The sequence below is a fragment of the Peribacillus sp. P4_B1 genome, assembly GCF_056402395.1.
On record NZ_JBFUHM010000008.1, the window covers coordinates 120,355 to 139,801 of the forward strand.

At 33.8% G+C, this 19,447-nt stretch carries 18 protein-coding genes, 15 tRNA genes, 2 rRNA genes and 1 pseudogene; 8 read left to right on the forward strand and 28 right to left on the reverse strand.

Annotation, left to right across the window (positions count from 1 at the left end; translation table 11 throughout):
- Positions 1–51 precede the first annotated feature (51 nt).
- Together AC1DVK_RS06785 and AC1DVK_RS06790 are read left to right on the forward strand one after the other, a co-directional pair.
- Positions 52–564: a tyrosine-type recombinase/integrase gene (locus AC1DVK_RS06785; RefSeq protein ID WP_410861432.1), complete on the forward strand. Its 513-nt coding sequence runs from the start codon at positions 52–54 to the stop codon at positions 562–564.
- Positions 555–749, forward strand: coding sequence for a hypothetical protein (locus AC1DVK_RS06790; RefSeq protein WP_076367873.1), 195 nt, complete (start codon positions 555–557; stop codon positions 747–749). The genes AC1DVK_RS06785 and AC1DVK_RS06790 overlap by 10 nt, the downstream gene beginning before the upstream one ends.
- Positions 750–819: 70 nt before the next feature.
- Here the strand turns inward: AC1DVK_RS06790 and AC1DVK_RS06795 are convergent.
- Positions 820–1,448, reverse strand: a pseudogene (locus tag AC1DVK_RS06795) (glutaminase); the annotation flags it as partial.
- A 480-nt stretch (positions 1,449–1,928) separates the two neighbouring features.
- Between AC1DVK_RS06795 and AC1DVK_RS06800 the strand changes: the two are divergent.
- Both AC1DVK_RS06800 and AC1DVK_RS06805 read left to right on the forward strand, forming a co-directional pair.
- Positions 1,929–2,135: a hypothetical protein gene (locus tag AC1DVK_RS06800; RefSeq protein ID WP_410861413.1), complete on the forward strand. Its 207-nt coding sequence runs from the start codon at positions 1,929–1,931 to the stop codon at positions 2,133–2,135.
- Between the two features lie 411 nt (positions 2,136–2,546).
- Complete coding sequence (locus AC1DVK_RS06805; protein ID WP_061461756.1) at positions 2,547–2,837, forward strand: hypothetical protein; 291 nt, start codon at positions 2,547–2,549, stop codon at positions 2,835–2,837.
- 724 nt (positions 2,838–3,561) lie between these two features.
- Here the strand turns inward: AC1DVK_RS06805 and AC1DVK_RS06810 are convergent.
- A complete protein-coding gene (locus AC1DVK_RS06810) occupies positions 3,562–3,960 on the reverse strand; it encodes a hypothetical protein (RefSeq protein WP_477626104.1) in 399 nt (132 codons plus the stop codon).
- Between the two features lie 239 nt (positions 3,961–4,199).
- Between AC1DVK_RS06810 and AC1DVK_RS06815 the strand changes: the two genes are divergently transcribed.
- The 3 genes from AC1DVK_RS06815 to AC1DVK_RS06825 all read left to right on the forward strand — a co-directional run bounded on the left by AC1DVK_RS06815 (position 4,200) and on the right by AC1DVK_RS06825 (position 9,293).
- Entirely contained in the window at positions 4,200–5,522 is a 1,323-nt protein-coding gene (locus AC1DVK_RS06815) for a metallophosphoesterase family protein (protein WP_477626105.1), read from the forward strand.
- A gap of 11 nt (positions 5,523–5,533) precedes the next feature.
- The gene (locus AC1DVK_RS06820) at positions 5,534–5,956 is read left to right on the forward strand and encodes a hypothetical protein (protein WP_477626106.1); all 423 of its coding nucleotides are present in this window, start codon (positions 5,534–5,536) and stop codon (positions 5,954–5,956) included.
- 976 nt (positions 5,957–6,932) lie between these two features.
- On the forward strand, positions 6,933–9,293 hold the full coding sequence (locus AC1DVK_RS06825; protein ID WP_477626107.1) for a hypothetical protein: 2,361 nt from the start codon (positions 6,933–6,935) through the stop codon (positions 9,291–9,293).
- A 190-nt stretch (positions 9,294–9,483) separates the two neighbouring features.
- On the opposite strand, the gene AC1DVK_RS06830 is transcribed toward AC1DVK_RS06825, so the two are convergent.
- The 4 genes from AC1DVK_RS06830 to AC1DVK_RS06845 form a co-directional block, all read right to left on the reverse strand.
- A complete protein-coding gene (locus AC1DVK_RS06830; RefSeq protein WP_477626108.1) occupies positions 9,484–9,843 on the reverse strand; it encodes a phage terminase small subunit P27 family in 360 nt (119 codons plus the stop codon).
- Between the two features lie 137 nt (positions 9,844–9,980).
- Positions 9,981–10,184, reverse strand: a complete 204-nt coding sequence (locus tag AC1DVK_RS06835; RefSeq protein WP_477626109.1) for a hypothetical protein — start codon at positions 10,182–10,184, stop codon at positions 9,981–9,983.
- Between the two features lie 83 nt (positions 10,185–10,267).
- A complete protein-coding gene (locus AC1DVK_RS06840) occupies positions 10,268–11,794 on the reverse strand; it encodes a phage major capsid protein (RefSeq protein WP_477626110.1) in 1,527 nt (508 codons plus the stop codon).
- A gap of 427 nt (positions 11,795–12,221) precedes the next feature.
- Positions 12,222–12,626, reverse strand: coding sequence for a replication initiator protein A (locus AC1DVK_RS06845; protein WP_477626111.1), 405 nt, complete (start codon positions 12,624–12,626; stop codon positions 12,222–12,224).
- 547 nt (positions 12,627–13,173) lie between these two features.
- Here AC1DVK_RS06845 and AC1DVK_RS06850 point away from each other — a divergent pair.
- Positions 13,174–13,890 carry a hypothetical protein gene (locus AC1DVK_RS06850; RefSeq protein WP_477626112.1) on the forward strand — a complete coding sequence of 239 codons (717 nt, stop codon included), beginning with the start codon at positions 13,174–13,176 and terminating at the stop codon, positions 13,888–13,890.
- A 148-nt stretch (positions 13,891–14,038) separates the two neighbouring features.
- Here the strand turns inward: AC1DVK_RS06850 and AC1DVK_RS06855 are convergent, their stop codons facing one another.
- From AC1DVK_RS06855 to AC1DVK_RS06960, 22 genes are all read right to left on the reverse strand, one after another.
- Positions 14,039–14,287: a hypothetical protein gene (locus AC1DVK_RS06855; RefSeq protein WP_477626113.1), complete on the reverse strand. Its 249-nt coding sequence runs from the start codon at positions 14,285–14,287 to the stop codon at positions 14,039–14,041.
- Between the two features lie 122 nt (positions 14,288–14,409).
- On the reverse strand, positions 14,410–14,670 hold the full coding sequence (locus AC1DVK_RS06860; protein WP_477626114.1) for a hypothetical protein: 261 nt from the start codon (positions 14,668–14,670) through the stop codon (positions 14,410–14,412).
- Between the two features lie 257 nt (positions 14,671–14,927).
- Complete coding sequence (locus AC1DVK_RS06865) at positions 14,928–15,464, reverse strand: MerR family transcriptional regulator (protein ID WP_477626115.1); 537 nt, start codon at positions 15,462–15,464, stop codon at positions 14,928–14,930.
- A gap of 22 nt (positions 15,465–15,486) precedes the next feature.
- Positions 15,487–16,338: a hypothetical protein gene (locus AC1DVK_RS06870; protein ID WP_477626116.1), complete on the reverse strand. Its 852-nt coding sequence runs from the start codon at positions 16,336–16,338 to the stop codon at positions 15,487–15,489.
- 155 nt (positions 16,339–16,493) lie between these two features.
- Positions 16,494–17,420, reverse strand: a complete 927-nt coding sequence (locus AC1DVK_RS06875; RefSeq protein WP_477626117.1) for a tyrosine-type recombinase/integrase — start codon at positions 17,418–17,420, stop codon at positions 16,494–16,496.
- A 130-nt stretch (positions 17,421–17,550) separates the two neighbouring features.
- Positions 17,551–17,631 (reverse strand) — tRNA-Leu (locus AC1DVK_RS06880).
- A gap of 8 nt (positions 17,632–17,639) precedes the next feature.
- A tRNA-Cys gene (locus AC1DVK_RS06885) sits at positions 17,640–17,713 on the reverse strand.
- Positions 17,714–17,721: 8 nt separating this feature from the next.
- Positions 17,722–17,796: transfer RNA gene (locus tag AC1DVK_RS06890), tRNA-Gly, on the reverse strand.
- A gap of 3 nt (positions 17,797–17,799) precedes the next feature.
- Positions 17,800–17,874, reverse strand: a tRNA-Gln gene (locus tag AC1DVK_RS06895).
- Between the two features lie 38 nt (positions 17,875–17,912).
- A tRNA-His gene (locus AC1DVK_RS06900) sits at positions 17,913–17,988 on the reverse strand.
- Between the two features lie 17 nt (positions 17,989–18,005).
- A tRNA-Trp gene (locus AC1DVK_RS06905) sits at positions 18,006–18,079 on the reverse strand.
- Between the two features lie 6 nt (positions 18,080–18,085).
- Positions 18,086–18,169, reverse strand: a tRNA-Tyr gene (locus AC1DVK_RS06910).
- Between the two features lie 16 nt (positions 18,170–18,185).
- Positions 18,186–18,261: transfer RNA gene (locus AC1DVK_RS06915), tRNA-Thr, on the reverse strand.
- Between the two features lie 7 nt (positions 18,262–18,268).
- Positions 18,269–18,344, reverse strand: a tRNA-Phe gene (locus tag AC1DVK_RS06920).
- 12 nt (positions 18,345–18,356) lie between these two features.
- Positions 18,357–18,432: transfer RNA gene (locus tag AC1DVK_RS06925), tRNA-Asp, on the reverse strand.
- Between the two features lie 5 nt (positions 18,433–18,437).
- Positions 18,438–18,511, reverse strand: a tRNA-Met gene (locus tag AC1DVK_RS06930).
- A 102-nt stretch (positions 18,512–18,613) separates the two neighbouring features.
- Positions 18,614–18,689 (reverse strand) — tRNA-Val (locus AC1DVK_RS06935).
- Positions 18,690–18,704: 15 nt separating this feature from the next.
- Positions 18,705–18,779: transfer RNA gene (locus tag AC1DVK_RS06940), tRNA-Glu, on the reverse strand.
- 10 nt (positions 18,780–18,789) lie between these two features.
- Positions 18,790–18,881 (reverse strand) — tRNA-Ser (locus tag AC1DVK_RS06945).
- A 5-nt stretch (positions 18,882–18,886) separates the two neighbouring features.
- Positions 18,887–18,961 (reverse strand) — tRNA-Asn (locus AC1DVK_RS06950).
- 9 nt (positions 18,962–18,970) lie between these two features.
- Positions 18,971–19,086: ribosomal RNA gene (rrf, locus tag AC1DVK_RS06955) — 5S ribosomal RNA — on the reverse strand.
- Positions 19,087–19,205: 119 nt separating this feature from the next.
- Positions 19,206–19,447: ribosomal RNA gene (locus tag AC1DVK_RS06960) — 23S ribosomal RNA — on the reverse strand; the annotation flags it as partial.

A 19,447-nucleotide genomic window follows, 5' to 3' on the forward strand; every position in this document is an offset into this window, starting at 1 on the left:
GAACATTTAATTGACGTTCAACCTATCAGATCATTGGAAAAATTAGATGATATGAAATGGTCACTGAAGAGACATTGCAGCGAGAGAGACTACATATTGTTCTTGTTAGGCATCAATACAGGCTTGCGTGTGTCTGATTTATTATCGCTGAAGATAAAGGACATTAAAGGTAAGATGGAGGTCATCATCAAGGAAGGCAAAACAAAAAAGCCAAGAATAATACAGCTTAATAATGTATGTAATGAATTGGCAGCCTATATAGCCACCATCGATGGTGAATGGCTATTCCCCTCACGCAAGGGCGATAAGCCAATTAGCAAGATACAAGCCTACAGACAGCTTAATAAAGCAGCGGACATGGTGGACATCGAGGGCGTTGGTACCCATACCATGAGGAAAACGTATGGGTACTGGTTCTATAAACGAAGTAAGGACCTTGCTGAGTTACAAGTGATCCTTAATCATTCACATCCTGAAATTACACTCAAGTACATTGGGATTGCTGATGAAGGAACAGAGGACAGCTTTAATGATATTATGGGAGGACGGAAGAAATGTCACTGACTGAATACAATGCAAAATATGAATATATCATTCGAAGCAATATTTCCGATAGGCAAAAGGCATTGAAATTAGCTGATCTAATGACCGATATGGAAGGCCACCTAAGAAATGACATCGGGGAACATCGGAATAAAGAGGTACATGCATTATATAAAAAAGTATCTCTCCTATCCAACTTGTTATGATCACCTTAAGACCCTTGCCATATGTGCAGAGGTCCTTTTTTTGCCGTGAAAGTGAGTGATTTGTTTCTCAGGTAACCATGAATGTCTTGCAAATTCGGGCAATGTCCCCGGGGATGATTTGCTTTCCTGTCAACAAATCTTTCCCATTCATGGCCAGCACACAGCCTATCCTCGCCAAATCCTGACTGTCCATTTCATTGGTACACTGCTTCGAGTACAATTCGATTAAGTCCTCCACACTCTCAATAGTGGGATTTTGCATCAATTCTCGGATAAAATCTAAAATAAGCCTGAATCGTTCATTCTCACTGTCACCTGCAAATCATGTGGGTCACAGTCAATGCTCCTGCATTGATCATCGGGTTTAACAGCTTGGATGGCTTGTTTGTCTCTAACTTGGCAATCGAATTAAAAGGGTCACCAGTAGCTTCTTTACCTACATAGGAAAAAACATATTCCTCCCCTTTTTCCATTAATACAAGAGCAAGTGTCAAACTTTCGATATGCTCTGCAGGGTCATTTTCCCACTTACATACCCCGCACAATATCCTTTTCCGTCAGGATAGTAAATAGCAAACAGATAAATCCCCAGGGTTAGCCTTTTCAAGAGCTTGAATATAGTCTGCCCGTTCCCATATTTGTAAATTGTTTTGCCTGATCGACCAGTTGCTGTAACTCGTCATTGGACCTCATTGACATCCCATATAGTTCACAATTTTCCGCCCCTTTGAAAATTTATTGTTTGAAGTTCTTAAATAGTGGTTTTTTATTTATTACAATATTTCATTGATATTATTTTTAAAAAGTACGAAGCGGAAAATAAATAGAGTAAGGTTAAAGGAGGTACTTTTTCTGGTTGATAACGGGACTAGTGCATCATGTCTCAATATAAATTTTCTAACATCACAATAACACACTCCTACGCAGAACATGATTCTGAATTACTTTGGTCGTGTTAAAGACAAAGATAAATAACAACAAATACGGGCAACCGTCAATCAGTAAGACAGCTAAGCTAACGCCATGTAAAAAAGTTAGGAGCAACTTCACTATTCTTTAAAGAAGATTTAATTGAAAAAAGAAGGAATTAGACGTGTTCAGACGGAAATATAGACCATACGAATATTATCGCATAAACTTTCATATGTATTTCACACTTGATGGAAAGTAGGAAAAGCCATGGGAAAATCGAAGAGTTTACAAGAAATCTATCACGCCAACCGTCCAGAAAATAATGAACTTTTCCGAGCGATACAACAGCATCTACAAATGAAGCATCCAGACAAACGAATGACAGCTACGAGAACATTGCAAGTAATTGTGGCTAATAGTGTTTCATACGGAGAGCTGCGTAATGTGGAAGCACGCCTTCTTCACAGTCAATAAGGATCTGTTGTTTCATAAGCCCTTTGAAAATTTCAAACACAGAAAGGCTCTCATCAATGAAAGAATTTCTAAAAAAATTCTAAAACATTCGGCTTAATCGCGCCACTTGTGACACTGGCTTTTTTTAAAATCAGCTATCTACTGGATGCTCAACCAGACCTAGCAATCTAGCTAAAATCAACATGTCACATGTAAGTTGGTTCGTTTCGTAAACTCAGCAACATTCATTCTTTCGCTTACTACGGTTCGGTACAATGGTTTTTGCCTTTGGAAAAGTCGCCTGTTTTATACAGATCTATTTTCATCTGCTGAGCAAAAATGCTTTACAGCTAAAGATTGACAATACTTTTATGGTGACTCATACTTGAAGTATCTTAATGACAGAATATTGAGAATGATGGAGGGGTAATTATGAATAAAATTTTCGTTCCTAACGCAATCGCCACTTTAACAAGACTTTTCTACAGTTCAACTACACAGAATGAGTATTTAGCGATGCGAACCGCTCAATTCTACATTGAAGACCTGAAGTTACTACAAGACGTGGAAGCTGTTGCCCTGGCAATTGAAAATCAAAATGCTTTCGCTTTAATGTCTAAATTTAAATTATTTGATTATAAGGCTGCTGAAGAAATTGAAATTGCACTATCCTCTGCTGGCTATACTGAAGCAGAACTAAATGTTATGAATATTGAAATCTGAAATCATTGGCCAATCATTACTTTCGGAACGAATGGTAGAGTTAGCGCTCTTTGACCCATTCGTTTTTATTTTTACCGTAACACAGAAAACGCTCCCTAAACTATCGCTGTTAAAATAAATTATGAATGAATATCTGACGTGTGATGCCTAAGCGTATGAAATGAAATCCTAACGCCCTTAATCTCAGATAATAGACCGTAATGTTTTATTGGTTTTGTATGATCCTTTGTTTTAATTCTCCTTCATCTTGATTGATGAATAACTTGTCAATTTTACCATTCCCTCAAACCTTCAATTAAATGTCCTGCTAATCCTTCACCTTTGAAATGATGGGCAGCACTTTTTAAAATAAGTTTTTGTCTGACGAATCAGCACGGAATTATCTTTCGCACCAGTTACTTCTATCCCTGCTTAATAATAAATTTTCCCCTTATACTCATTGCATACTACCCTCGCACATTATTTGTACATTTTTTGTAGTGGGTGAAAACACAAAAAAGCTTCACACAATTATGTGTGAAGCTTGATGTAATAGCGTTTATTCGCTATTGGTGATACCGGTGGCCGGGGTCGAACCGGCACTCCAGAGGAACACGATTTTGAGTCCCATTATATTCCATAAAAGCTATATAATCAGTCATATCAACAGTTGTTGAAAAAAATCATTTTTTCAGTAACACGATTACTGTTAATTATGCCTTTACTTGGTATTACTCGTCAAGGTTCAAAACCTTTTCTTATTAAATTTTGCTTGTTCTATTTGTTTATATTTTTGAATTAGCACAGCTTCATACTTCCTTGCATCCTCTACTTTTTCATATTCACCCACAATACGATATTCAAGTTTTCTAGATTCCATAAGATGCACATGTTCCGAGTTTCTTCTATTAGTATATCTTCTGCATCTGTACCAAACTCCACTACCGATATAAACAACTTCTCCTTTGAGCCAATGTTCATAGACAATATAATTATTTACTTTCCTAAGCTCTTCTTGATTAAGACCATACTTTTTTATAAGTTGTTGTATCTTCTGAAAGCTTACATTGTAAATGTTAGCAATATCCTGGTTCGTCATTTTGTCAGTTAAATTTTGTATTAGTTGCTCTTTTGTTGGCAACATAAAAATCACCTCGATATTCTTATATCAAAGAAACACGAGTTGTAAATTAATTTTTTTTATTTTTAAACGAACATCGACGAAAAACGATATCCCATAATCTTATCAGCATTTTATTAAACAATAGCCAGATTATTAATATTATAATATGATCCATACTACCATGTGATGCGGTTCTCCATTGTCTGTGAATAAGGATTTTTTTGTTATAATATCATTAAAATCCCTAAGGAGATTACTTTATGCATATCTTACATATTTCTGATATCCATGCTCAAATAAATAATTATCAAACTAAGCGTATGAGGAGAAAGCTTTTAGACAAAATTTCTGAATTAAATACAGAGCAATCTTTTGACTATATTCTTCTCAGTGGTGATATAACTCATCAAGGACAAGATTTTACAGATTCTCATATTGAAATGATACAAGAAATATTAGATTCAACTAAAATAGGCACGGAAAAATTATTAATAGTCCCTGGAAACCATGATTTAACTAGAAATCCTTCCAGGACTGAATTAATTAATAATGTTTTAACAAGCTCTGATCCTACTCCATCAGATTTTTTGGACTTAACCTTACATGAACAGAAGGATTTAGATATTTTATTAAGTTCTTTTGAAAAATTTAATGAATTTTATACAAAATTAAAAGGTGAGTATTACCCTTTAAAGCAAATACATTCCATAGTTGATTTAAATCATTGCTACTTAATTTTAATTAACACATGTCTTTTAGCTAATGAATCTGGTGAAGAAGGAAAATTATTAATTGCAAAAGATAAATTGTTTGACTGTTTTGAAGAGCTCTCTAATAAAGATAATAAACCAGTTATAGCTATGGGTCATCATACTTTAGAATGTTTTACATCATCAGAAAAACAAGCGATTTTAAATTTATTTGATGATTATGGTGTAAATATCTATTTATCAGGCCATGTACATCAGGCTGGTTACAGCTATGAGGCTAATAATTATAATAATTTACTAACTGTAGTTTGTTCTGGTGTTCATTTTGACGGTTATACAATTGGAGGGTTCGTAGATATTAAAATTAGCTCTTCCGATGCTTATATTACTCAATACCTGTGGAATTCTGAACATGAGTATTGGACAAAAAACAATTCTTTAGGTAGGCGTATGGAAAATGGAACATTAATCCATAGATTCAAGGATGAAGATAAAGGAAATACTATCGCTATTCCATTAGTAAATAGAAGAAAAGAACTGAATAGTGAACTAGAAGGTCTATTTAGTGAAAATGAGTTAACATTTAAGCAGTATGGCCCTAAATCAATTTTAGCCCAACAAAAACCTTTTTCAGAAGCAGCATATACCTGGCGTCAAAAAGCTGTCTCAATTATAATCCCTAATAATGATAGAATTTTAGACTTATTGGAAAATAACAAAGATTTAATTGCTGATTCAAAAAAACATATATTACAAACTTATAAAAGTCATGTCGATGGGTTTAAAAATAATCATTTAAGCGAGTTTAAAAGTCAAGATATACCACTTTTTCCTATTGAAGTATATAATATTCTTAACGAAGACAATTTGTAGGAGGAACTAAAATGGAAAATTTACTTGATGTAAACGATACCCCTAGACCAGAGAGTATAAAATTTTTCCTCGATGTTATCTCAAAACACCAATCTGTTAAATCTGTGAAACAAATTGGATTACCCTTATTCAAGTTAATAAAAAAAAACGATAGTGAATTACGTGTTTTATTAGTAAACATATATATTCTTTCAGAGTCTGAATTTTTAGATATTTTTTCTCGATATCAAAGTATTGACGCTATAGTTAATTCAAGTAACTGGAACGATTATACTGGAAGTGCAAAAAATTTATCAAAAGAACATAACATAGGCTTGTTTAACTTCAAAGAGTTTATGGGGGCTTTAAATTATGATAATAAACAATTCTTCATTAATTACATCACTGCAGCAGAACGCGAAGAAAACAAAAAAAATAATCGTTCCATATTCTAAATTAAAGTTATATCTTTTCGGCTCCATACTTTATGATCCTAAACCTAACGATATAGACTTATTGATTCAATATAATAACTCAACATCCTCCAATGATATGCTTAAATTTAGAAACGCATTAAAAAGTTATTATAATTTAAATTTACATATCACCTTATTGAAGGACGATGAGTTAAAAGAAACGAAATTTCTCAGTAAAATTAAATATTTTGAGATTAAACTCTAGAGAGAAATTACTTATCTAGAGTTTTTTTAACCTTTTAATACCTAACTTTTATAATACGGGTTCATCTCCATTAAACTTAAAATAATTTACCTTCTTTTTTAATTGTTATTTGGCAGTTCTTCCTCACAAATCTGGTCCGATGTTGAATAAAATTTGTAAAAATACTGCTTTAAGAGAGATTTTGCATTCACCCTACCCCATTACAAGCCGTGTGATAAAATTGATATTTTATTAATAGAACTTACTGCCATTAAATAGAAAGCTCATCTTTTCACTGTTTATCAATACTTCAAGAATTAGATCCCTGGTAGACCATTTTCTTACTTCCTCTTATGTGAAATTATCGAGAAATCCATTTGTTTACGTTAAGTCCACTACTTGTACTATGAGATTCTTAATGATAGTAGGTAGTAGGTAAACATTGAAAAAGTTATCTGCTGTTTTGCTAAATTCACTAGCAGCGGTAGTACCCTCTTTGGTTTTTTTTTAGAATCTAGTTAAAAATATTTTAAATGCAGGAAGGAACTTTTCCATCTTGGCTTATGGAGAACATTTAATCACGATATTCATAGTAAATAAACATACTTTGCACGGTTGTGTGGTTTTATATAACTATGTAAAGTCAAAAAAATAGTTACTTAATTAAACAATTTGGATTATATTTAAATAGAAAAGGATAAATAATGTTTATCGATTAATTTTTTCCATTTATTTTATTTTAAAAAAATGGGAGTTTTGGAGGAGATAATTTTGAGTCAAGTTAATGAAATAGCTATAGAAAGTTTTGAATCTCAAGATAGGTTCATTAATTATTTTGCTATTCGTCATTTTATAGAACAATCTTTAGTTCCTACTGGATACAAACCATCAAAAGAATTTGAAAATACAATTTTTTTGAGTGAAGAAGGAACAAGGTTTTTTAAACAACTTAAAGCTACTTTACGACATGCAGACGATGTAGAGATTGAAATTGCATTATTTTTATATTCTCATTCATTTATTGATTTTGATAAAACTCAATGGGAAAAGATTGTTACATCTTTAGATAATGAAATAATCACAAAAAAAATTAGATACCCTTGGTATTTTGATAATATTTTGTACAATAAGTTTTTTGATGAACATTTTCCGCATGTTAAAGAGCTTTCAGGAGATGATACTAATAAATTGATAGAAGATACTCCTCAAGGGGTCTATCAAATGAACAACATGATTGTAGGACCATTCGGAATAATTTATTCACAAGAAAAAAGGTTTTATAATCCCCATAGTAATTTCCTTCTTTGGCATTGTGAAGACCCTGCTTGTACTAGATTACACTATGTAGATTTAAAAAAAGGTCATTCCGTGATTTCTGATATTCTAATAAATTTAGAACAAGATTCTTACTTATATGGTAGCAAAACTGCATATCCACATCCTAAGATTTTTGGTCGCACCGATGGGTATGAATATATGCATCTTGGAGATTTACCAACATTTTTAGGTCAGGCTTTTAGTGAAATAGAGATAAAAAATATTTTGGAATATTTATTAATCAATCATTCGAAATCGATTAGAAGATTATTTCCAAAGAATGAAAAAGTAAAAAATACTTTTTCGGCAGGTACAGACGAGATTCTTAAAAAGTTAGGCAAGCCTGAATGCTTACAGTTAATTTTATTATTAAAAAATGAAGTTATAGTTGAAGCAATAGAAATATTAATTGAAGAGCAAACTATAGTAATTCCCCATACTGAAACAAGAGAAATGAAGCACGGTTATAGAACTAAAGGAGTCTTACCTGTCAAATTAGAATGTTCTAAATTTGGTATAAGAGCAGTTTTTCGAAAAGATGGTCAGAAATACTCTTATGTTCTATTAAGAAGTTTGATATCAACTATTTACGATATAGAGAACAACCCAAGGAGATTACATTGGAAATTAAGAGATATAGATAAAGATAACATTTATGAAAAACTTAATCTTTATTTATTTAATGAAAGCCCTGAACTTGTAATAAAAAATTTAATACTAGATGATCCTGAGTACATTGATAAAACCTTTGATTTCCTAAAGTTCGGGAAGAAAAATTTCCCAAAACCTGAGGAAGAAAAATTTTTCATTGAGAAAGTTCTCTGGAAATTAGGTTTTAATATAAATATTTATCCTACTACCGAAAAAGATTTTTGGAAAAATCATGAAGATTTTCTAAATATCGTTCAAAATATTGATAAATGTGAGGAACAAGAAAGAAATATCATAAGAAGTGTAGGTGTTAATTACTTTGTTTCATTAGAGGGAATATTAAACAATAGTTTATCCTTCATTACTTGGGTATTATTTGAAAAACACACTAACTTTAAATCTAATCTTAATTTTTACCAAGCAAGGACTTTTATGGCTAATATGTTAAATGAGGAACAAGAAGGAATTACTGAGCCTTTAAATTTTGATACGAAGGGAAATAATACTTTATTCCCATTAATAAAAGGATTTGGACTATTAGCTGACGTTTGTGAAAAATACCTTAAAAAAGATAGAAATGAGTTTAAACGAACCGAGGCGGAAATACCAGGATATCACAACAAATATAATTTTTTAACTTTTCCTTTTATTCATAATATCCTCCTATTTGATTTGAGAGAAGAAGATATAAGAGAATTGATGACAGTATTTAGAGCAACAAGTATAGCCTTAGAAAAGGCAAATGTGTGTAATGTTAGAAATAGAATAAAGCATGATAGACCAGTTAGTGAGTTCCCTCAAAAACAAGAATTTATGACCGTACTAGAGGCTGTAAAAGAATCCATCCGGAAACTGGAACTTTATGGAATAGTCCCAACAGTTTTTAAGTATTCAGAATTCAAAAAAGACCAGTTTGGAAGAGAGACAATAAGCTTTATGGATTATCAAGGAAAAAAGGTTTCACTGTTTCTTAATTCTCTATCAACAGGTATAACAACTAATACACTATTAATTGTAAATGGCCTTCATTTAAAAAATTCCATAGAAAAAATAAGATTTTCCATTGAGGAAGAATCTGAATACACTCTATTATGGAGAGGTTATCCAAGAAGAAGAGTTGTGGAAAAATTCGATAAAGAAATTGAATCGGATGAAATCCTTTAATATAATCGTCAATATAGAAGTAAGCAAAATTCTCCTAAAATTTCCATACTCATGGGAGAAAGACAGAGATTACTTAAATAAATCCCATTAGTAAAAAGCTTTAATGACAGTGGTTATGAAAAGGGTTCTAAATTATAAACAATATATTATAAGCTCTCATTCCAGTTACTCTAGGAATAGAGCTTTTATTTTATACTCTACCAAGGATTTTTAGAACCGGATCATCTGATAAATCCTCTGGTTTTACCTGTTCTACTTTAAATCGTGTTGAAGCATCCAAACCTAAAAGCTTATAACTTTCCAAAATCTTGCTTTGTGATTTCAAGGAAGTTGAAACGGCTGGATGTTCCTTTTTACCATGAGGACCCATTACAGTTAAACCATCTTGAAGAAGTTCTTTCTCACATGTTTCAACTGTCGCTAAGTTAAAGGCTAATCGTTCTATAATTGGTTGATCAGTTGCGTTTAGTTTATCTAATTTTTCAAGTTCAGCTACAACAAAATTGAAATATTTGATAGCAGCTTTGTTAAAATGTTCTGGTGCTTTCATCTTACTCTCCCCTTTGACAAATAATTACATATAAACCCTTTTTGCAAAAAATCCCGTTAGTGTGAACGACACTTCACAAGTTATTTAAGCCATTTTTAACTTTTTTTCAAAAAAGGTAGGCGGTATGACCTTTCTGCTTATATATTATTACGAATAAAACCAAAACTGATCGGTGCTAACCTTTGTGATAATAACACCTTGTTTACTTCATTATATAAATCTGTTTTATTTCTAACATGACTTTTCAAATAATATATCGCAACTTTCGCAACTAAGAAGCGATAGTCGTCACCACGAAACGTTGTTTTAAACCTTTCTATTGCTTGTAACTCTGCACTCAATGTACTTACACTCCTTTATTTAATTAGACTAAATAGAATAGGAAGAGAATTGTAGTATCCTCTTCCACTTTGCTCATCATTTATTAGACTATTACTAATTTTGCTAAAGCATGGGGGTTATATACTGCTCCATCAGCATAAACATCACACAGAAACATTTTGGTCCCCTTAAACGCTGTCTGTGTATCTTGAATCATTTGAATTCCTTGAGCCTTTTTGATCATCAGCCCATACCCACGCTCAATGTTACCGAAAACGATTGGAGTAGTTTCAGGAAGCGAATCACTTACAAATACTTCGGCTCCGAAGAGGGTACGAGTTGGTCGGCCATTCGCAACACCATTTTGCATATAGAAATGTCCTGCACCATCTCTCAGTTTAGAGATTGCACTAAAAGCTGACTTTTCAACAATATAGATTGCTCCGTTCAAATAATCTGGATGAACTGCATTATAAAGGTCCATTAAATAATCATAAGTGATGTTATTAACAGAAGTAGGCACTGAAATTGCTTGTACATCAGTATCATGAATAATCCCTCGGAACTCTTCGGTTGTATTACCATTTAGGATACTTCTCTCTGCTACCTTTGCCACTCTGCGGGCCAATAAATCAGCAATATAGTCCACGATGTTGATTGCGCTGTCATTTATCAACTGGTTTGTTAACTGAATAGCAGCTCCGTATCTCTTCTGTTCTAGCTTCACTTCTTGCAGAGCTATTGCTCCTTCGATGACATCTTGTCCCTCACCAACAAAGCCCGCCTCAAAATTAAAGTCATCTTCTCTAGCGATTTTCAAAGAACCATATACAGAAGGAAATTTCTTTGCACGAGCGAAAACTGGACTAGACTGATCCATTTTCCTAATTACTAAATCAGCAACATTTTGGGGAACTAAACTAGATCCTTCAACTGTCCCTTGTAAAGCACGATTTTCACGAATAAACGATGTGAATTCTTCAAAATCTGCATTTCGTTCTTCCTTCCTAAGTTCTTCATTTTTTCTTACATATCGATGTTCTGTTTTCATATTGTTTTTTCTCTCCTCTTGTTTTTTATTTCCATTTTGTATTACCTCAGAAGGAATTTTAACTTCCTCCACTAAATCAATTCCTCTTGCCGCGATAGTTGATTGTGAATAGGCTGGGTCTCGAACAACCGAGACCTCGAATAATTCAAGTTCTTCAATGGTTCTTTCATAAAGACCAGCTTCGAGTAGTTTCCAGTTATCTTTGATAGTTCGAAAACCGAAAGACATATTTCTAAGGATTCCAGAATTGATTAATTCGTAATAATCCTTTCCCCATGTAGTAGGGGTAATCATCGCTTCCATGAACAAACCTTTATTATCTTCAGTAAGATTCAAAGATTGGTTACGAGTAGAAGCCAAGATTAATTTGCTGTTATGTTCAGCAAGAAAATCTATGTCTCTTTGAGCATTTTGAATTGAACGAGCAAAGGCTCCCTTTGCAATTTTTTCAACGAATCTTTTTGTGACTCCAAGAACATTACTTAGTGATTCGGTTTTATTCACATAACCAGAAACAGTCATTGTTCCATCTTCATTAGCACGTAATTCAGCATTTTGAACCCTTAGTTCCATCTTCATTTATATTTAGTCCCTTCAATTTGAAATAATAAACTGCTTTCAAAAGCAGTTGAATGCAAAATAAAATAAGCCATACCCAAGGGCATGACTCATTGACCAGGGTTACACCAGTCACCTTTTTAGGAAAAAATTCGGAAAAATAGAACTTATTCTGTAAGTCCATTTATTTTAGTTACTGCCATACGGCAGCACGATAATAAGCTTTTAAAAAAGAGAACCAGTATATGGGAGACCGGTTCTCGTAAATAGGAGGAAACGTAAATGAATTTAAAAACCTAAATTGAAAAGGAACTCACTGTTGAAATCCTTATCTATTATATATATATACAACTCAGAATTTCTATAAAGAATAAATGAACAATTTTCTAAAAAGTAGAGAGTTTTTATCCCTTTTTTTACGTTTAAATAGAAACGTAAACTAGGTTCATTAAAAATCCGGAAAATCGAATGTTATTTCTACTTTATTTTGTTTCTTTTTCCATAGCTCGTATGGAGTTACATAGATTGGGGTTGAAACTCCATTCTTCTTTTCAACTTGATCTTTATAATCGATCAACCCTATATCTTTTAATTGTTTCTTAAGTTTGAAGAAGGTTGCTTTGCTAATATTCAATTTTTGTTTAGCTTGGAGTTCTGTAAATATAATAAAGACTTCTCCGTTTTTATTTGTATATTTTTTTGCGTTTTCAGGCCTCTTTGAAAGTCCGACTTGATTGGCCATCATTGAATATAGAATAATTCCATTAGCATTTAGAACTCGCGTTTTTTTATCAGAAAACATTTCATAATATACTTCAAAATAACTAGCGCCTTTTGCATATAGTTCGTTCATAGATGTGTTCCTCCAGTAAAAAATATTTATGATTTCTAACTCACAATGTATTTATATCTGGGTTGTACAATATGTAAACTATTAGGAAGTGCTATTTTTTAATTTTTAAAATATATCTTACAGCGATGAAGGTTTCCTTCATCGCATATATAAAGTTATTTATTAAAGATAATTATTAAAGATAATTAGAGTATACTTTTAATACTACTTTTGAAAAAATGTATACTACTCTGTTACAAAAAGTATACTGCCTGATTTGAAAAAAAGTATACTACCTTCATTTAGCCTAAATCTGGCTCCTACGTGAAACTTATAATATAAACACCCACAAAGAAAAAGTTAATTTCCTCTGAGACCTTTTCACAAGCCGAAAGTTAGTTAACCGCTATGAGATACAAATATAAAATGAGAAATTAATGCCTTTCTTAAACTACCTGTCCAATTAGCCGCTATGAGAATTTTTATATTATAGAAATAGAAAGCTATAGACAAATCTTTAAAAATAATACATATTTAAGAATGAATAGAAAATTTTGGAGTTGATACAATGACTGTAGTAACAGCTATGAAGGTAGAAGAAATTGGGGAAGTTAATTCTCTTGACCAAGAGAAGGAATTACTGTTAACAAAACTTGATAACTTGATTAATGATTTAGTTAATAGGAGGAAAGTAACACCTATCCAAATATTTGGACCAATTGCAAAATATATTGAAATGTGTGGGGATCTTCAGGAGGAAATTGTTACTCTTGAAACCTTTAGTCGTCGTGATATTTACAAATATAAAAAGAAGATTAACTTACTTGAAACTAGGTTTGAGCAGAACTTTAAGTTAAATAGTTTAGTTCTCCCTGTGTTTATAATATATATTGGAATAATTTTAATGGTATTTATTTTTACACAAAAAAATGTTTCGGAAATGATAAATAATTTGATTGGCATAGACTCTTCTAGTAGATTAGCAACCATTGGAATAGTCGGTGCCTTACTTTATTTTTCAACTGAAATTCTTGAAAAGATAAGGAAGAAAGAATTAGAAAATAAACAGCTAGAAGTAATACTTAATATTTCAATAAGATTATTCATAGCTGTAGTTGTACCACTAGTTTTACTTGTACTCTTTTTCAAGAGTGATGGAACATTTGCTGAAGTTACCGTTAGTCCGGAATTATTGAGTTTTATTTGTGGATATAGTATGACTTTAGTAATTGACTTAATGAATAAACTTGTTGAAAAAGTTTCAAATATGATTAGATCTCTATAATTAAGCTATATCTTTAAAACTCAACCTAGAACAAGGTAAAGCAGTCAACCTAAATTAACGGGTAGGTTGAACAAAATGAAAAAGGACCAAACAGGTCCTTTTTGTTTTGGTAATAAAATATTGATTTTATACAAAAAAAAATCAAGCATTAAGCTTGACGACCAAAACCGTGACTAATAAAACCTTTCTGGCGTTTCCATTTATAGTATGGACCTGTTATTTCATACTCCACTTTCAACAAAATTTCGTCTTTTCTTTCTGTATCAATGTAACTTAAAAACAAACTGAGCTTCTTTCTAATTACTTCAATTTCTTTCTCTGGTTTTTTATCCAACCATGCAAAGTATTCTTCAACTAATAACTCAACCAATCTTCTTTCAATTCTTGGTAGTTTCATAAATAAAATAACCTCCATAAAATTTGTTTTTATCTTACCATGCTATTATAGGGACGTTATAACGAACGTAAAGCAAATTGAAAAAGTATTTTTGAAATAAAAAAGATTGAGCTTATGCCCAATCAATAATCATCAGTATTATCCCTTCGTTTCAACAAAAACACTTCCCTTTCTAATTTATTAAGCTTGTCTGCAAGGAAGGCTATTTCAAGTTTAGGGTTTGTTATGAAAGCTCTTCTTTTTGAATTTTCTTCGTTATAACGAACAGCTCCGTCTCCGTCATAGTATTTATCATACATTTTGTCGAGTAGCTTTATACGTTCTCCGTTATCCATATTGTTTATTATCTCTAGAACTTCATTAGCAGTCACTTTATTAGCCATTTAATAGTTCCTCCCCTATTTTCTTCATTATTGAACGTGATTGTTAACCATGTAACTTTGTAACATTACTATCGATACAAACATTATAGCTGTAGTTAAAAGTCAATAATAGAGACCATAAACGCGATAATTCTTTTATTCATTTATTTGGCCTGTATGGAACTTCGAAAGAATTCTAATATTATTCTATATCAAACTCTATTAAAATCCAACGTTGGACATTTTTGGGCTAATGAGAGCTATTCTATTTTATTTCTTTATGACTTTTTAAAGCTATGTTTCAATTTCCCCTCTAGCTCTTCTAGTTGGTATCCAATTTCTTCCTTCGCTTCTTTAATTGAAGACTCTAATTCTTGATCGCTAATTACTAAAGTCTGACTATTTCTCTTTTCTTGTTCCATTACCATCTTTGTTAAAGTTCCATATTTATCTTCAATTATTTTTAATTTCTCTTGTTGATCATTGATAATCTTTTGCTGTTGCCGAATGAGATTCTTTAAATTTGTAATTTCAGCCATCGCATTCGAGACTAGTTGATATACATTAGAAACATCATTCTTATTTTCTTTTATCAGCTGTTCTACCGCATTATGTACCTTCATACCAGGCTCATTCTTTAATTCAATCAACTTATTAAATAAATCAATATCCTTTTCTGAAAACATTAGGCGACCCTGATTGCTTCGCTTAAACTTGTAGTTCTGCTCTTCAAACATTAAATAATACTTCTTTACTGCTGAAGGTGTGACACCTAACACTTTTGCTACCTCATTAACTTTGTGAAAAACTTCCATACCTATCATTCCTTTAAATTAATTAACTTTCTAGCCAATTATAGCTCTCTTCTGGAACGTTGATCTTCATGCGTCGAAACTCATTTAATTCTTCATCATGTTTATAGTCAGAGTTATTGCAAATCCTCTCTAGTGATTTATATGCATATCCCTTTATCTTATCTTCAGGTACATTAGTCCATCTGCCACTCGAAATAGTATCATCAACAAATTTATTGATTAAAATATTCCATGATTTCTTAGTCCATCTACCAACTGAGAGTTCAGTATAGAATTCATTTGATTCTTCCATGAGTATTTCTCTAAATTTTTCAGATGTTAGAGATTCCTTGTAATTACAATTGAAATTAATATTATTATTTTTATCTTTTTCTTTTTTATTTTTCTTTTTAATAGTTGAGCCCTTTTGTAAAGGCTTGCCGTTCCCTTTTGTCATTCCTAGGTGTTCCTTTTTTTCATTCCTAGAAGATATAGTATTTTCCTCTGAATCTGTTGGTATATTCAGGTCTTCCCTTTTGTCAGACTTAGGATTCCCCTCCAATAGTAATACCTCTACTATCTTGTCTGTGATATGAAAATATTTTTTGGAAGGAACACCCATTACTTTTGTTTCTATGTAACCGGCGACTTCTAACTCTTTAGCAGCCTTAAGTTGCTGTTTGTATGTCAAAGAAGTTTCTTTCTCTAAAGTTTCACTAGTTAAAAAGAAGTATTCTCTGCCTTCTTTAATGGTAAGCATGTTTTTATTTCCAAAGCTTTCATAACTTGAGCATAACTGACCAAATATGATGGCTCCGTTTATTGATACTGAACGTGCTAAATCCTTGTTATACATCACAAATCCTTGACCACTCAAAATCGACATTAGTTTCATTACTGTCTATCTCCCTTGACACAGAAGAAAGGAACTTTTATCATGGGAATGTAGAAGCTTATCTTCTGCTATGTATTAAGAGATGGTAGAGCCGCCAAACTCATATACCATCTCTTTAATTTATTTTAATATACGAACACATATTCGTACACACTTTATAATTTGAGGCCTTTTAATGCTCCATATTGTTCATGCTTTCGTTCAATATCAGGTCCCCATAAGTTTACATACCTTTTTGTAATAGACATGTCCTGATGACCTAAAAGAGTCATTAAACTAAAAGCATCTATCCCTGCTACAATCATTCTCTTTGCCATGGTATGACGAAAAGTATGCGGGCCTACTCTTTTACTAATATTAGCCTCTTTTCTATACTTGGCAAATCTCGTTTGAATACTATGTGGATTCAAATCGTTATCGTTTCTATTGATGAACAATTTCTGAGTTCCTACAGTCCCCCTAATTTTAATATATCTTTTTAATTGTTCTTGCGTAGTCTCCGATAAATAGACCGTTCTTTCAAATAAGTTTTTGGTTTTTCTAATAATTATACGGTTGTCTCTTACGTCTTCTACTTCAATTCCTATTAATTCAGATAAACGGACACCAGTATCTAAGAAAACCAACAATATTACTTCGTCTCTAAATCCTACAAATGTTTTTTGTTTTCTTATCGTTTTAATTAATAACTCAATTTCTTTATTGTCTAAAGTTTCTATGGTCTTTTGTCTATCTCTCAACAATTTAATATTCTTCATCGGATTCGTTTCTATATGTTTATTTTTATACAGAAAATTATAAAATGATCGTAGAGCACGTAGTCTAGTATTAATAGTCGTCACTTTTATTAACTTTTTACTCTTTATAATTAATTCTTCTAAATCTTTTTGTTCGCACTCAACTAACTGTTTATTGAGAGTTTTAATAGCAGCTATAAATTCGTTCTTATAATAGTCGATTGTTGCTGGCCTTAGATTCCTTAAATAACAATCTCTATAGAAAACTTCAAAAGCTTCCTCGTCGTTTATTCTCTTTATTATAATTTTTAATTCTTCTTTAGACAGATCTCCTCTTCTTCCCATAATTACCTCCTAAACTTAAGCGCGGCATACGATTCGAGGCACACGATTCTGAGTTATTTTTGTCGTATTAAGAAAACAGAAAAAAGACCTCAACGTTGACGTTGAAGTCCTGATTCTAAAGCTTTCATGATACCGGTGGCCGGGGTCGAACCGGCACTCCAGAGGAACACGATTTTGAGTCGTGCGCGTCTGCCAATTCCGCCACACCGGCATGTATGTTGGAGGCGGCAACCGGAATCGAACCGGTGGTAAAGGTTTTGCAGACCTCTGCCTTACCGCTTGGCTATGCCGCCAACGTTTTTGGAGCGAAAGACGGGATTCGAACCCGCGACCCCAACCTTGGCAAGGTTGTATTCTACCACTGAACTACTTTCGCATATGGCTGGGCTAGAAGGGATCGAACCTTCGCATGACGGAATCAAAATCCGTTGCCTTACCGCTTGGCTATAGCCCATTAACGTTGTATTCATTATATCATGATTTGTTAAAAAATGGGGCGACTGATGGGAATCGAACCCACGAATGCCTGAACCACAATCAGGTGCGTTAACCACTTCGCCACAACCGCCATTATAAGATTTAAATTGGCAGGGGTAGTAGGACTCGAACCCACACTGGAGGTTTTGGAGACCTCTGTTCTACCTTTAAACTATACCCCTGTAAGATGGTGGAGGGGGGCAGATTCGAACTGCCGAACCCTAAGGAGCGGATTTACAGTCCGCCGCGTTTAGCCACTTCGCTACCCCTCCGCATATGGATGAAACATGGTGCCGGCAAGAGGACTTGAACCCCCAACCTACTGATTACAAGTCAGTTGCTCTACCAGTTGAGCTACACCGGCACTACTATGGTGGCTCAGGACGGAATCGAACCGCCGACACAAGGATTTTCAGTCCTTTGCTCTACCGACTGAGCTACTGAGCCAAGCAATAAAAATGGCGGTCCCGACGGGAATCGAACCCGCGATCTCCTGCGTGACAGGCAGGCATGTTAACCGCTACACCACGGGACCATAGATTGCGGGGACAGGATTTGAACCTGCGACCTTCGGGTTATGAGCCCGACGAGCTACCGGACTGCTCCACCCCGCGACGTTAATAATGTTGCTATTATGCATCAGGTTTTCGTGTTGAGTGTTTCAATGGGGTGAATAATCAATCCATTATGTAGAAACAACCTGATTTTATTGAAAATGGTGGAGGATGACGGGATCGAACCGCCGACCCTCTGCTTGTAAGGCAGATGCTCTCCCAGCTGAGCTAATCCTCCAATATGTTGTCTAAATGGTGACCCGTACGGGATTCGAACCCGTGTTACCGCCGTGAAAGGGCGGTGTCTTAACCGCTTGACCAACGGGCCAGTTGTAAAATGGCGGAGAGCAAGGGATTTGAACCCTTGAGACAGGGTTACCCGTCTACACGATTTCCAATCGTGCTCCTTCGGCCACTCGGACAGCTCTCCAATAATGGCTCCGCAGGTAGGACTCGAACCTACGACCGTTCGGTTAACAGCCGAATGCTCTACCACTGAGCTACTGCGGAACAATATAAGCTTGGCGACGTCCTACTCTCACAGGGGGAAACCCCCAACTACCATCGGCGCTGAAGAGCTTAACTGCCGTGTTCGGAATGGGAACGGGTGTGACCTCTTCGCTATCGTCACCAAACATTGTTAACATTTTTTCAAGACATATATTATTATAACGTCTTTTTGAGAAAATGCAAGAAGAAATTTTCATTCCTTCAAAACTAGATAATAAGAAGGTATTTCATTTTTTWAAAAGCGTTGGTTAAGTCCTCGATCTATTAGTATCAGTCAGCTCCACATGTCGCCACGCTTCCACCTCTGACCTATCAACCTGATCATCTTTCAGGGATCTTACTAGCTTGCGCCATGGGAAATCTCATCTTGAGGGGGGCTTCATGCTTAGATGCTTTCAGCACTTATCCCGTCCGCACGTAGCTACCCAGCTATGCCTTTGGCAAGACAACTGGTACACCAGCGGTGCGTCCATCCCGGTCCTCTCG

What these genes read in the sequence shown, in the direction of transcription:
- AC1DVK_RS06785 (WP_410861432.1), top strand. Translation starts at nt 52, where the DNA reads ATGAAATGGTCACTGAAGAGACATTGCAGCGAGAGAGACTACATATTG.
- AC1DVK_RS06790 (WP_076367873.1), top strand. Translation starts at nt 555, where the DNA reads ATGTCACTGACTGAATACAATGCAAAATATGAATATATCATTCGAAGC.
- AC1DVK_RS06800 (WP_410861413.1), top strand. Translation starts at nt 1,929, where the DNA reads ATGGGAAAATCGAAGAGTTTACAAGAAATCTATCACGCCAACCGTCCA.
- AC1DVK_RS06805 (WP_061461756.1), top strand. Translation starts at nt 2,547, where the DNA reads ATGAATAAAATTTTCGTTCCTAACGCAATCGCCACTTTAACAAGACTT.
- AC1DVK_RS06810 (WP_477626104.1), bottom strand. Translation starts at nt 3,960, where the DNA reads ATGTTGCCAACAAAAGAGCAACTAATACAAAATTTAACTGACAAAATG.
- AC1DVK_RS06815 (WP_477626105.1), top strand. Translation starts at nt 4,200, where the DNA reads ATGCATATCTTACATATTTCTGATATCCATGCTCAAATAAATAATTAT.
- AC1DVK_RS06820 (WP_477626106.1), top strand. Translation starts at nt 5,534, where the DNA reads ATGGAAAATTTACTTGATGTAAACGATACCCCTAGACCAGAGAGTATA.
- AC1DVK_RS06830 (WP_477626108.1), bottom strand. Translation starts at nt 9,843, where the DNA reads ATGAAAGCACCAGAACATTTTAACAAAGCTGCTATCAAATATTTCAAT.
- AC1DVK_RS06840 (WP_477626110.1), bottom strand. Translation starts at nt 11,794, where the DNA reads ATGAAGATGGAACTAAGGGTTCAAAATGCTGAATTACGTGCTAATGAA.
- AC1DVK_RS06845 (WP_477626111.1), bottom strand. Translation starts at nt 12,626, where the DNA reads ATGAACGAACTATATGCAAAAGGCGCTAGTTATTTTGAAGTATATTAT.
- AC1DVK_RS06850 (WP_477626112.1), top strand. Translation starts at nt 13,174, where the DNA reads ATGACTGTAGTAACAGCTATGAAGGTAGAAGAAATTGGGGAAGTTAAT.
- AC1DVK_RS06855 (WP_477626113.1), bottom strand. Translation starts at nt 14,287, where the DNA reads ATGAAACTACCAAGAATTGAAAGAAGATTGGTTGAGTTATTAGTTGAA.
- AC1DVK_RS06860 (WP_477626114.1), bottom strand. Translation starts at nt 14,670, where the DNA reads ATGGCTAATAAAGTGACTGCTAATGAAGTTCTAGAGATAATAAACAAT.
- AC1DVK_RS06865 (WP_477626115.1), bottom strand. Translation starts at nt 15,464, where the DNA reads ATGGAAGTTTTTCACAAAGTTAATGAGGTAGCAAAAGTGTTAGGTGTC.
- AC1DVK_RS06870 (WP_477626116.1), bottom strand. Translation starts at nt 16,338, where the DNA reads ATGAAACTAATGTCGATTTTGAGTGGTCAAGGATTTGTGATGTATAAC.
- AC1DVK_RS06875 (WP_477626117.1), bottom strand. Translation starts at nt 17,420, where the DNA reads ATGGGAAGAAGAGGAGATCTGTCTAAAGAAGAATTAAAAATTATAATA.